This is a genomic window from Richelia intracellularis HH01, assembly GCF_000350105.1.
Classification (GTDB): Bacteria; Cyanobacteriota; Cyanobacteriia; order Cyanobacteriales; family Nostocaceae; genus Richelia; species Richelia intracellularis.
In genome coordinates, this window is the sequence record NZ_CAIY01000065.1 from 1 (window position 1) to 14,591 (window position 14,591).

Sequence of the window (14,591 nt, forward strand, 5' to 3'; positions counted from 1 at the left end):
ATTTATAGTATTTTAATATCTAATAAAGCCAAAAATTTGCAAGTTAATGCTTACTTTATGTATTATATAAAATATAATAATTCAATTTTGTTGATAAAATAAATATTGACAAAAAAAGGTTTGATTATAAAAGTATTAAATTCTCAGTAAGATAAAAGTTTCTTTATCATTTTCTTCTCTACTTAGATTTTAGAATAGTTGAAAATTGAGGAGAACTAACTGAGTAATAATCATTAAGTTGACTCAATCAGCAAAAATAATTTTTGTCTAACTATTGCAAGAATATTCAAACCCATTATATTGAATAATTACTATTATAGTCATTACTTGCTACCAACAATTATCGATTTTTTTTGATTACGTAATGAATTGCTCTAACTTGATAATAAACTTCAATAATTAACTATTTCTGAAACTATTAGTCTATTATAAATTTTGATGTTTTGGTTTTAACTATAATTACTTTTAATCAATTTTCTTTAAATCCTAATGTTTATTTCAAATAATATCCATTGGACCTTAATACATAATATCTGGAATTTTCTTGCTATCCATTAAGTGAAGATTCACTGTATAGATATTTTTGCATAATTGCAATTATCAACTACAGTGAAGTTTTTTTCTTCGTTTACTGACTAGTGACTAGAGAATCTTTCGTAGTTAGTCTTAAGCTTGCTGCAATTGCACCAAGATAAGGTTCAAATACAGCTAAATTTTCCAATTTGCTAAATCTGCTTGGTATATCCTCTGGGGTAAAAGCTGTGTTTATAACATACATTGACTTACCATCAAATGTAACGTAGTGTATGTGCTTTTCCAAAACTTTACCTCCTTCTTCCAAGCCTGCAAACCCGTATCGTATTCCTTGAAGTTTACCAAACTTTACTATTTCTAGGGGCTGTGCTGAAAAATCAATGCGACCACCATAATTTTTTTGATGCTTTCGAGATAGGATGCTATACTCAGCATCAATCCAACTGCGAAGTGCTTTTAATACTTTCTCATCATACTGAGGATCTCGATTATCTGCATAATTATTAGAGGATATTCCCGCATTAACTAGCATTTTTTGGAACTTAGATTGTTTTGATACAGGACTTATTTCAATAGCTACTGAGCCTAAGTTCTTTCCGTTTGCAGAAACACACAGCAATGATAAGTCATTACATGGTAGAGCTTGCCAGCCTTTAGGAAGATAAGTATTTCCTAATATAGAAGTCCATATATTTTTACCAGCTTGGTGATTGTTCTGACTTAGTGAATTGACCGATAAATTATCCCTGTTTCGAAGAGAGAAACGAGGGCGTATCCAATTTATCCCTACGGGGATACATACTATCAAAACAAACCCTATTAAAAGATGATAAATTCTCAGCATTACACTCTACACCCTAATTCAGGTCGGACTATGAATCTGTTATAGTATAGATGTGATTTTAACAAAAATAAAATGTCTATTCTACGATGACAATGTCCTTGTCTATACTCCTAATCTCGCAGCAGATTACTAGAATATTTGGATTGTGTGAGGGTATGCTGTAGGGGTTGGTTTACAGTTGTAAACTCCTCAGAAAGATTAATTAAATATGAGATTGGGTAATATTGGAAGTTGGGAAAAAATGGTGTGACTGTTCTCCATGCACAAACAGTATAGATGAGAACTAATTCTTCCCAAATTAATATTACCGGGTAGTATGTGAGCTCTAGCAGTATGGGAGCTCTATCTAACTATTTATTTAAGATCCACGTCTACGATATTGTCTACGTCTAGCCACCTGCTTGCGTTTTTCTTTCTCCAAAGGCGTCTCGAAGTGGCGGTTTTTCCTAATATCCTGAAAAATGCCGGCTTGAGACACTTGACGTTTGAAGCGACGGAGAGCCGAATCAATCCCTTCATTATCGCCCAACACTACTTGCGTCATTAAATATTCCTCATCATAGTGGTTAAACACTGAAAAACTTATCAAATTGGGCTTTTCGAGTGCATTTTAAATTTCCCAAATATATCTGCCAGAAAGATGATAATTAAACATCCAGTAAACTTACTTTATTTAGTGGTCATGGCAGTCACACAATTTACAAATTATGTCTTCACAAACTCAATTCCATGACTGAGGTATCTTTGGCTGTATGTTTTGACTATTCCCCTTGCCTCACCTCCTGTAAGTATATTAGAGAATTTGCTCATATGGATTGACCTAATAACATCTTTCTTACTAGCAGGATGTAGAGAGCTTTATTCATTTAGGGAGATGCTTTTAAAGTCTCAAAAGTATTAGTCAACCAAAAATACATGTTGCCATAGGAATATAGCACAGATTTGACACTCTAACATTTCATATAAGATACAGATAAATAATGAGTATACCCAACTAAGTCAAAACTCTTCTATAGAAAATTCTTTCAAATCAGAGATAGATAGAAGTATTATTACCCAGATAGAGATCATAAGTATTGAATCAAGAGTAATTGTTACGAGCAATGGCATAACTCTTCAGGAAAACCTTTAGAACTCTATTAACAACCTTTTATACTCTCTAACAGCAAAAAATATTATCTATAATTCAACCTAAATATATTTTTAGAGTAAAGCAAATCATTTCCAATTCTGTATTTCAGTTAAAAAATTACATAATCTTTGATTCCCTTGAAATAATAAACATTACCCAAAATTTAATTACAGCTTTTATAATGTATAATATTGAACACTTAGATGTTATATTTACTGTGATTTGTTACAAAAGCTTGAGGCTCAATCCAATACTTACAGTTTCGTAGAATTATTTCAGTGTTCAGCTATCTATCATATAGAAGAAGGGTTAATAACCAACTAATTTAATCAATGCCAACTAGTTAGGAGTTGATAAATAGTGCTAATGCTAAAAATAACACTCTCACCCCTTGTACTTACAATTCTGTCCACATTAGTCTCATGCTTGATACCTCATACTACATTTGCTACAAAACCATATAATCCACATAAAACTATTCATTGCAACATTTTAATAGTAGGCAGTGGGCTTTCTGGGGTAGCCACAGCTTATGAGGGGTTACTTGCTGGTAAAAGGGTCTGTTTAACAGAAATTACGGATTGGCTTGGAGGGCAAATTTCTTCCCAGGGAACATCTGCATTGGATGAAAGACCTACACAACGCAGTAAATTATTTTACTCTCGGGGCTATTTAGAATTACGCCAAAGAATTCAAAATTATTATAATCAACTTAATCCAGGAAAGTGTTGGGTAAGCGATTCCTGTTTTCTCCCCAATGATGGTCATCATATTATAAATCAAATGCTCCAAGATGTTGCTAAAAAAGGCAAGGGTAAGTTGTATTGGTTTCCGAATACAGTCATAAAGGAACTAGATATTAGTAATGGTAAACTCATTAATAGTGTGATAGCAATTCAACATAAATCTGCCAAAGGTAGACCGCCACTGAATACTTTCCCTCTATCTCAAATTATTAAAGACGCTTACAAATACGAGAATTCTCCCAGGTTTGAGAAGAAAATAATTCGTTTTATTCCCTCTCAACACAAGCAAAATAAAAATCCAAATTGGTATATTGTTGATGCAAGTGAAACTGGAGAAATTGTTGCTTTAGCAGATGTTCCTTACCGTTTAGGAATTGATCCCCGTTCTCATCTTGAGCCCTCCTCTTCAAGCATTAATAATGATCCCTACTGTACACAGGGATTTACTTATACATTTGCTATGAGTGCAACTAAAGAAGCACAAAAGCACAAAATGCCATCTTTTTATATGCGATACTCCCCATACTTTAGCTATGAATTAAAACGATTGGCAAATTTTCCCCTTGTTTTTACTTACCGTCGTATATGGAATCCTATTCAAGGGAAGCCAATGAAATTTGGCGGGGTCAATTTTACTACCCCTATGCCAGGAGATATCTCTATGCAAAACTGGACTTGGGGCAATGATTATCGTCCCGGAACACCAAAGGATAACCTGATTTACACACATGAACAGTTGGAAACTTCAGGACAACTTAAACCAGGAAATTGGATGGGTGGATTGCGGACAGAAAGCCTGCGTAAAGCGGAAGAATTATCTCTATCTTACTTTTATTGGTTAGTTGCTGGTACTACAGATTCCAGACTAGGAAAAGGTATAAAAAAAACTCATCCAAATCATCGGTTTTTATCTGGGCTAAATTCTCCCATGGGTACAATCCATGGCTTATCTAAATATCCCTACATACGGGAAGGAAGAAGAATTATTGGTCGTCCGAGCTGGGGGCATGCAGAAGGATTTACTATTTGGGAAATAGACATTTCCCGCCGTAATTATCAAGATTTTTATTATAGGCAAACTTTATCACCCAAAACTTATAATAGTTTACAGGTCGCCTTGAGCGGTTTAGAAGCTATGTCAGCAGTTTCTGGTAAAAAACTTTTAGAAGAAACTGGCAGACGTACTCGCTCTACAATTTATGCTGACAGTGTAGGTATTAGTCACTATTCAATCGATTTCCATCCTTGTATGGTGAAAAGCCCTCCAGAAGGTCATAGTAATGAAGAACGTAAGAATGAAAGAAAAGGTGCAGGCCAGGCTTACCCATTCCAAATTCCTCTTAGGGCAATGATTCCCCAAAAAATAAACAACTTGTTAGTTGGAGGCAAAAGCATAGCTACTAGCCATATTGCATCAGCTGCATATCGTGTGCATTCTTTTGAGTGGTCAGTCGGTGCAGCAGCAGGTACTACTGCTGCATTTGCCCTGGAAAACAATGTTGTCCCTTACCAGTTAGTAGATAAACTACCCAAAATAGATCCTAACCTTATTAAATTACAAAAATTACTCAATCAAAATGGGAATCATACAGCTTTCCCTAAAACTTCTATTTTTAATAATAATTGGAATGATTGGTATTAGAGTGGGATTAGAATTTTCCATTTAGAATTCTAGTAAATGTATATATTACATGTAGTGGTTTTTCTCAAAAATTATTATACTAATATCATATTTATAAGTATCATAACCTACTATATGAGATTCAGGCAAATTAAAGATTTTTAGATAATTACTGATAAGTAATCATCACATTGATTAAGTAAGTTTAAATAATTACCTTATGGATATTTCAATAATTTGTAAATTAATTGTCTTGAATTATTACTATAAAAGAATGTACTATTATAATAACTTTTGAATATCCCAGTATAAATATTAATTTAATTGCACCCAGTATAAAGATAAAAGAAACTAAGCATTAACCAAATACGATGTAATACCATGGGAATATCCATATCTAAGTTTAAAATATTTGCTAATCCAGATTTAGTTTATTTAAAGCTTAAAGTCCAGATGAAGCTAGCTTAGAAAAGCAATAATCATAAGACAAGTTATTGACTATGAGAATTTATTCATTTATTTATTGACAAAATAATGATGCTAAAACAGATATGATAGCTATCAATTAATAGCTGTGTTCAAGACTGGAAATTAAAATATTCAAAGATTTATTAATAAAAATATAAAAATAATTATTAAGTGAAAAAATATAAATCAATTAGTAAGCATATTAATTAAAATGCAACGTAAAATATATAAAATTACTATAATGCAGGAGTAAAATAGTAGGAAGATATCACAATTATGATAGATATAAATCATAAAGCAATAAGAGTAAATAGAAACGTCTATATACTCTAGCCAGTAATTCTCTTTGTTAAGAAGATAAATATATAAATGATGTATACACGAAAAGTATAGTGGTAATATGATCCATATTTAAATTCTACAAATTGCACAAATTATGGAAGTGTAAATCGAAATTAATTGAGGTCTATTTTAGTGTTATAATTGCGTTTTATATTGCCTATTAAAAAAAATAAGTAGCAAGCTAAATAAAAGAAAAACAGAAATATTAATATACTAGTAGTTAGACTTTATTATTTTTAGAATTAAAAGAGGTAAATAATTCCGTACATATAACTTATTAAATACAACATTTATTATTGTAATTAAAATACAGATTATATGTATATTAGTTATTAACCTTAATCAAATCACCATCAATTTAATCAAATCACCATCAATGAGAATAAAATCCCTGGTTACTAAAAAGATTAAAATAGTTGCTATAAGTCTATGCTAATAAAAGTTCTATCTGATTTTATAGACTCAATCCTAATCTTATGATGATCGCATCAAATCTATTCTAGCTTCAAGTTATGAGAGCTAAATAAATTTATATTTAATTAAGCACCTTTAATTATTATCCTGTTATGAAGATACAAAAATCCCCATACAAATTTATCTAATGACTTCAATCATGATATTGAATTTTCTAGCTTAAAAATAAGGAACTTTGTGTAACATTTTTCTTCTGACATATAAGGTTTTTTAAACCTGTCATTTACTCTAAAAATCTTAAAATATTTATAGTCTGATAAAGCTTAAGATAAAACTGGTAAAATTACTTCTTCCCTATAATATAAAAACTAATCAATGATAGCATTTTCAATCAATATACATAAAGCATGATAAATATTCGATTGAGATAACACTAGCTCTAGCATTTTTAAAGAGAAAAGTTATTGTTGTTTGCCTTCAGTAGAAGGATTATAAGACATTGTTAATTATTGATGGTTATACATACTTAATTATAGTCAAGGAGGTTGTTAAATTGAGGTTTTCAAAAATTTTCTAAGGAGATGATTCAATTGACCATGTATACTCCTTTTTTATTCCTCACATTAATACTTAAATCATTACTATTTCTTCATACTGATGGTACATTAAATTTTTACTCAAATGATTTATTTCTAAGTTCATCTAATACACACTTATTACCTAATTCAAGGGTTTATGCGAATAAATCTATATAAGTATTAGAATTTCTTGACAGAACTTGTATATAATTTTATACCATCGATATATTATAATAGTTAAATATACAAATATAAATGTGTATATCTACCGGACTATAATCTATTAAATGCAGCATAAGCTAGCTATAAAAATAGGGAAAAGTTACCTCACAATAAAAAGTAATAATTACCCCTGAATTTCGAGCAGAATTGGCATGACTAAAATTGAAAAAAATATTTTAATAATTGATAATAAGCCAGATAATCTACAAGTATTATTTTCACGTTTACACTGTCATGGTTATCAGGTACGTGAAGCTATTAATTGGCAGGCAGCAATAACTATTTGTCAAACTAGGTTACCAGATTTAATTTTATTAGATATTATGATCCCTGATATAGATGGTTATGAGATATGTCAGCGATTAAAGGAATGGAGATTAACATCTGAGATTCCGATAATTTTTATGAGTGTATTAGATGGTGTTTTTGATAAGGTGAAAGCATTTAATAGTGGATGTGTAGACTATATAACTAAACCTTTTGCATTTGAAGAAGTTCTGGCAAGAATACAAAATCACCTCGAACTAAAACAGGCAAAAATGGAAATTTTGCAACTCAATTATGAATTAGAAGGTAGAGTTAAAAAACGTACCCAAGATCTAGAAAATGCATTACAAGAGCTAAAAAAATCTACTAATGCTCGCAATGTATTACAAAATAAGTTATTAGATATAGTTTTGCATGACTCTCTAACAGGTTTAGCTAATAGAGTTTTATTTATTAAAAAATTAGAAAATGCCCTTAATCAAGCAAGAAAAGAATCTAGCTATAAATTTGCTGTTTTATTTCTAGATTGTGATCGCTTCAAAGTGGTAAATGACTCTCTTGGACATCTAGTAGGTGATGAATTACTAGTAGCAATTGCCCGTCGTTTGCAATCGTGTTTAAGTCCCTTTGATACTTTATCTAGGTTGGGCGGAGATGAATTCGGCATTTTATTAGAGAATATTACAGGTATTAATTCTGCCATTTTGATTGCCAAAGCTCTTTTGCGAAAATTATCTGTTGCATTTAAGCTGTCTAGGTATGAGGTATTTATGACTGCGAGTATTGGAATCAATTGGGGTAGTACTGATTATGAGAAGCCAGAGTATTTGCTAAGAGATGCAGACACGGCAATGAATAGGGCTAAATCCTTGGGTAAAGCAAGATATCATGTATTCGATCCAGTCATGTATCAAGAAGCAATTCAACTATTACAGTTAGAAAATGACCTGAGAAAAGCTGTAGAAAGGCAAGAATTCTTAGTTTACTATCAGCCAATAATTTCTTTGTCAACAGGCAAGATTATTTCCCTCGAAGCACTAGTACGTTGGCAACACCCAACTCGTGATTTGGTATTTCCCATTGAATTTATTCCTGCATCGGAGGAAATTGGATTAATTAATGAAATTAACATATGGGTATTACAGGAAGCTTGTGAAACTATTAGTAGTTGGTCAGAAAAAAAATTAATAGATAAGTCCTTATCTATTAGCGTTAATTTAAGCGTTAGGTTGTTTTATCAAACAAATCTAATTGCTCATATCAATCGAATTATTAATCAAACCAAAATAAGTTCTTGTAATCTCAAAATAGAAATTACGGAAAGTGTAATCATGGAGAACCATAGGGATATTAAAAATGTCTTATCCCATTTCCAAAAATTAAATATTCCCTTAATTATGGATGATTTTGGAACTGGCTATTCATCTTTAAGTTATTTACATAGTTTCCCCTTTAATGCCCTGAAAATAGATAAGTCTTTTGTCAGAAGAATGCAAGATAACCAGGAAAATATGGGTTTAGTACCTGCAATGATTAGTATTGCTCATTCTATGGGTATGACTGCAATTGCAGAAGGTGTGGAAACGCCAGAGCAGTTGGCCCAGCTTAGATGTTTAAATTGTGACTATGCCCAGGGATACTTATTTTCCCAACCTTTACCTAAAGAATTGATGATTGACTTACTCCTAACCTCTCCACAATGGTAATATTCTACTCTATTTACTTAGAAATAATCAGTATTCTTTTCAATAATCAATAGGCTAAAATTTTAATAAAAAACTAAACTTAGTTTAATACTTGTTATAGCTAAAAATCCTATCATCTTGCGCTATAAACATCTTTATAACAGTTGATACAAAGACATTTGCCAGATAAAATTACAAATTAATAATATTAATTTGTAATTTTATCTGGCAGTCATATCCATAAAACATCTATAGGATAGAAACATCTATAGGGTAGGTTTTTAGTAGATTCTTATCTTTAATACTTATATGCTTGGGTTGTTTCTGTATCCTTTTTATCCAAGCTTGAATTTCAGGGAATTCGTGTAAACTGAATCCACCTTTATCAGCCATATTATGGGTGTAAGAGAACAAACTAATATCAGCAATAGTATAACTCTCATCCACAAAAAATAAGTTATTTTTAGATAAGTGATTTTTAGGTGATTTTCCATTATTGTTAAAGCTTTATATCCAGGCTCTTTTATCTTTTCAATTAACTGATGGTATTCTTCTGGTTTGCGAAGAATAGATATCAAGTATTGTGATTTAGCAATAAAAGGCTTATGGCTGAGCTGTTTAAAGAATAACCACTGCATAACCCTGGCGCGAACATAAGGATCATATGATAAAAATTCTGTCCCCTCCTCACTTAAATAAATTAATATGGTATTAGATTCTGATAAATATTGTTCGGAGTTGATTTCCAGGAGAGATATTTTACCAACTGGATTTTTGCCTAAAAAATCCTGAGTACGAGTCTCCCCTTTTAAGATATTCATTTCTACTCTCTCAAAAGGTATACCAATTTGTTTTAGTAGAAGTCGAACTTTATAACAGTTGCCAGATGGTAAAAAAATCGTATAAACAAAACTTTCTCATGCTTATATGTTTGGGGATGAAAATTTTAATTATTTTTGGTAGGATACAGTAGACCCTCTCAAAAAATAAATTCATAACAGAAAAGTTTGATGAATTCATTAAGCGTGTAAATTATGTATGAATTTTGCTGTATAATTAAAATTAATGGCGATAATTTATACTGTAAATATAAATATTGTGAATATGAGAGAGATATGATACAAGGCTATCACATCGGATTATATACAAGTAAAAAGGTTATAAATATAAGGGTTTAGGTACTATCATCATCTTTATGTCAGCTAGTCAATAGTTAATACTTGTTATAATAGGCTTGTATCTTGGTGTGTATACTAGGAGATTAATATGTACTTATAGTCATATTAAATTAATAAGTAATTTGCTAAGATATAATGCGAGTAAAAATAATCAAGCATAGTTTTAGAAGCAAAATACTTTAAAGATTGTATTTCCTGAAGGGTAAGAGAGAAGAGTAATTTAGTAACTAGAAAATGGAAATTATACTAAGTACTTAGGTGTATAGAAGTAGAAATATATTCTTATTGAATCAGGTTCTGATTTAATAAGAATATATTTGAATAATTACTAATATATTCAGTTCTATCCATAGATAATAAAAACTTTTGTTATATAAAAACATATATTTTATTTGAAGGGGCAGGTGAAACCTGTTTGACCAATTTAGAAGGCAGTGCAGTATTTCTTTACATCTTGTTTTGCTTTCAATATAATCCAACATGGGATTTAGCAGTATTTATACTCAATATGAATTTATGCCTAAGTTTATTACTGAATATATAAACTACAAGGTATTTGAGAGTATATTTTGGGTCAGATTCCATAAGCAGCACAAAAATTCAATATCTTAAAAGAGTTAATTAGGCTTTTTAGAGTTGTGATCAAGCTATGGTTGATGATACCTAATTCTCCTAAAGACCCTCAATACCTGGAAACACAAAAAATAATTGTCATGGTCAAATGCAAATTAATGGGTATTAGCTTTCAAGTCAAACAAGGCAAGAAAATGTTCATAAAAAAAGTACTATTACTCCTAATACTTAGGAGTAGTTAAATTTAATTATAATTATAATGAAGTGGATTTGGGGTATCTTGAGCTATGATAGGGCACTATTATATTTTTTATTATCTATGAAAAATATAAACCTAAATTTGTTAACTTAATTCAAAGGTAAAAAATAAAGTTCCAGAGTAAGTTTAATCACTTATAGTCTTATCAAAATGATCTTGTCAGCTTTAACTTTATCATTGAGCATATTATACTCTATCATCAATTGACTTGTGGGTCTCTTGTAAATAATTATATTACTTAAGTACTTTCCTAAAATTTTTAGGGTTTTCATATATGCTGTCACAATTATTACCTCTTTGACTATGACTATAAGAATTTACTTTATGAACTTGATATAATGCAAATATTAGACTTTCAGGATTAGTTGCAATGAAAAAAGTCTGGAAACAATTCCATTACTGATAGGAGAACATTTGAAACCCTATCAAAGGTGAGGAATTATGGTAGTTTACCAACTATAATACAGGACATATTTGAAGATACAGTTGGGGAAACCTATGTTGGGTAGTAAACCCCTAACAAAAAACAGCAAAAGCCACCAGATATTTTATACTTGTATTTTAATACATATAATCATTCATTAACTTAACCTTTTGATAAAGGGACCATATAGTTGCATTCGGAATATATAATGATATTGATCAGAAAACTGTAACAACCCAACATAATAATTTTGAGTGAGGGATTTTTATAATTATTTCCCAACACAAAAATATTCTCATTAACTTCATATATAAGTATTTTCATATCTATGAATCTAAATTTTTGGTATTTCCAAGATAATAATTATCGTAAAAGATCTAATTATTTAATATTTTTCTGTAAAGTCTCAATTACATACTAGGTATATATGGTTTTGAAATATTAGATAAAATTGTTCTAACCTTTTTCTCATAATCCAGAAGTCTTTTTATTCATTTAGGAAAACTAATAATTTTTGTGTATTCATATTGAATTTCTGGAATTATCAGAATTTAGTTTACTCCTAAATAAAATATAAAATTCTGTATACTAATAATTGAGCAATTAGACTTAAAACTACATAAATGATAATTACATATTATATTGTAAATAGAGAAAATAAAGCTTGATTTTATGAGGATAACATGAGTAATTTTATTATCTATCTAATATCAATTTACTATATACTATAGCAATTATTTTTATAAATTGTGAGTTAGCTAATTACTATACAATCAAATCATATCCGCCTTAAATACCAACAACAAATGGTCTAAGATTAAAAGGATAATAAATTTGCTCGTTCTGCGTTAAATATTAATTTCCCTTGGGCTGAAGTTTAAAAAATTTGTTGAGTTGCAAGCGTCCGCATGCTTTCATTAAAGGGTTAATGTAGTGTAAAATTGCTCTAGAAAGGATTTATGAAGTGGCTAATGATAAATTAGTGGCAAGTACTGAAAAGAATAATACCCGGGATTTCTCATGGGGTTTCTGGTTCACCTTGCCAATTTACCCATTTGGAAAACGTAGAACAATTAGGCAAGAAGTTATTAAGGATAGTATTTGGACATTTGACCAGTTGCAGGGTATTTTTTATGTTGTAGTCCCGATTCGAATGACTGTTATCAAGTTAAGTGCAGGGGGGCTTCTAATTTACGCACCAGTTGCACCAACAAGAGAATGTATTCGCCTACTACATGAACTTGTGTCTCTTTATGGGGATGTAAAATACATTATATCACCCACAATTTCAGGTTTAGAGCATAAAGTATTTGTAGGACCATTTGCACGTAAATTCCCTCAAGCAAAGGTATTCGTTGCACCAGGACAATGGAGTTTCCCTTTAAATTTACCTTTGAGTTGGTTGGGTTTACCGCCAAAACGCACTTATATTTTACCAGCCGATAGCAGTCAAACCCCTTTTTGGAAGGAGTTTGATTATGCTATTTTGGGTCCTATTCACTTAGGAACTGGTAGTTTTGCAGAAGTGGGATTGTTTCATAGGGCTTCCCGTAGTGTGATGGTTACTGATACTATGGTTTCCATTCCTACAGAACCTCCTGAAATAATTCAGCTAGATCCATACCCTCTATTATTTCATGCTAGGGAAAAAGCTACAGATGCGATAGTTGACAATTATGCCAATCGTCTCAAAGGGTGGCAGCGTATTGCCCTATTTTCCATGTATTTCTTCCCTAGCGTTTTAGAGGTACCCAAGTGGGGAGAAGTATTCCATAATTCATTGCACTCTCCAGATCGATCTTTTAAAGCTTACTGGGGATTGTATCCATTCCAGTGGAAATTTGATTGGCAGTATTCTTTCTATAAATTGAGGGGAAATGGTCGTTTGTTTGTGGCACCAATTTTACAAGCTTTAATTCTCAACCGTGCACCCCAACAGACCCTGATTTGGGTAGAAAAGTTAATAACGTGGAATTTTCAGCAAATTATTCCCTGCCACCTAGATTCTCCTATCGCTGCAACATTTAAGGATTTGAGGCTGGCATTTAGTTTCTTAGAAGAGAATAATAGAAATAGCATTTTGCCGAAAGAAGATTTTAAAGTAATTCAGCGTATTAACAACCAATTAAAAAGTTTGGGAATATTACCATCTACACAGGACAAAGTATAAATCCAATAAATAACCCAAATATAGAACCTATACTTTTGCAAAGATTCAGATTTGTATCAGATATTTTGAATTGCCTTTGCACAAGGTTACTAGGGTTATTTATAACATCACCCAAGCCACTTATTAATACTCCAAATATAGTCAGTAAGTTAGCAAAAGTTAAAGAGAATAAATCCATATTTAAGAATTTAAGTTTATTGAATTTTAGTAGGGGGATAACCAAAACTTAAATTTAACGCCCATATACTAATTCTCTTATAGGGCTTATTGAATAACAATTTTAAGGAAGTTTTTTATACAGCTGGTATAAGCATAAATTAAAGGCTTAACTTAATTCTCATATATTATGTCAGTTAGTTTATATGATGACAACATATTCTCACCACAATTATATTCCATAGACCTCTATAATTAGATACATATTAATGGTCTCCAGTATATTCTATGAATATCAAATATGAATATCAAAATTTTAGCTTCAAATATTATCTATCATATAAACATAAACAGAATATACTGGCTATTCATAAAATATAGTTATTAATCTCTTCCTTGTAAACTTATTATTAATTAATAGTTTATCTTGTAGTTTTTTATTTAAAATTAACTAGTCTAGATATAGCTTGTAAAAATTATTCTAGCTTTGTTATTATTGTATTTTTACTTGTTTAAAATTGTAAGTATTAGTAATAGGGCTAGATATTGTTATTGAATCTTGTTATTTTCATATCAGAAGTTGCATCTGTTAGTTCAATGCTTACCTCCCATTTATAACATTGCTCACAGAATTGCTATCTATTTCTAATATCCAAGTGATTTAATCATAATATATACAACAGACTATAAAATTAGAAATTTACATGAAGAATCGATACTGTAAATATAAATAGTTAACTCAATACAAATTTCATATAAAATTTGAACCATTATAAATTGCTATTTTATTTATATCATTGAGCAATTTTACTTTTCAGCAAATCTTTATCACCCGCAGGTATTTTCATGGCTATTGGTATTATTTATAATAAGCTTATTAATAACTATGTAAAACTAATTAATCCTCACTATATTATCTCTTGCATTGATATTTTTATTGGTAGTATATTATCTCCTAACTTTAGTCGCTTTTGGTTT

5 protein-coding genes and 1 pseudogene are annotated in these 14,591 nt (G+C 30.6%); 3 read left to right on the forward strand and 3 right to left on the reverse strand.

All coding sequences use genetic code 11. The features are described from left to right. Positions 1-628: 628 nt before the first annotated feature. A complete protein-coding gene (locus RINTHH_RS07265) occupies positions 629-1,378 on the reverse strand; it encodes a hypothetical protein (protein WP_008234808.1) in 750 nt (249 codons plus the stop codon). A gap of 358 nt (positions 1,379-1,736) precedes the next feature. After that, positions 1,737-1,922: a 30S ribosomal protein S21 gene (rpsU, locus tag RINTHH_RS07270; RefSeq protein WP_008234809.1), complete on the reverse strand. Its 186-nt coding sequence runs from the start codon at positions 1,920-1,922 to the stop codon at positions 1,737-1,739. Positions 1,923-2,876: 954 nt separating this feature from the next. Here rpsU and RINTHH_RS07275 point away from each other — a divergent pair. Both RINTHH_RS07275 and RINTHH_RS07280 read left to right on the forward strand, forming a co-directional pair. Next, positions 2,877-4,898, forward strand: a complete 2,022-nt coding sequence (locus RINTHH_RS07275; RefSeq protein WP_044304852.1) for an FAD-dependent oxidoreductase — start codon at positions 2,877-2,879, stop codon at positions 4,896-4,898. A gap of 2,155 nt (positions 4,899-7,053) precedes the next feature. Next, positions 7,054-8,874: a GGDEF/EAL domain-containing response regulator gene (locus RINTHH_RS07280; protein ID WP_008234811.1), complete on the forward strand. Its 1,821-nt coding sequence runs from the start codon at positions 7,054-7,056 to the stop codon at positions 8,872-8,874. 228 nt (positions 8,875-9,102) lie between these two features. Here the strand turns inward: RINTHH_RS07280 and RINTHH_RS07285 are convergent. Next, a pseudogene (locus RINTHH_RS07285) lies at positions 9,103-9,752 on the reverse strand (glutathione S-transferase family protein). Positions 9,753-12,251: 2,499 nt separating this feature from the next. Here RINTHH_RS07285 and RINTHH_RS07290 point away from each other — a divergent pair. Continuing rightward, positions 12,252-13,457 (forward strand): DUF4336 domain-containing protein, encoded by a 1,206-nt coding sequence (locus tag RINTHH_RS07290; RefSeq protein WP_008234817.1) that lies wholly within the window; start codon positions 12,252-12,254, stop codon positions 13,455-13,457. Positions 13,458-14,591: the final 1,134 nt, after the last annotated feature.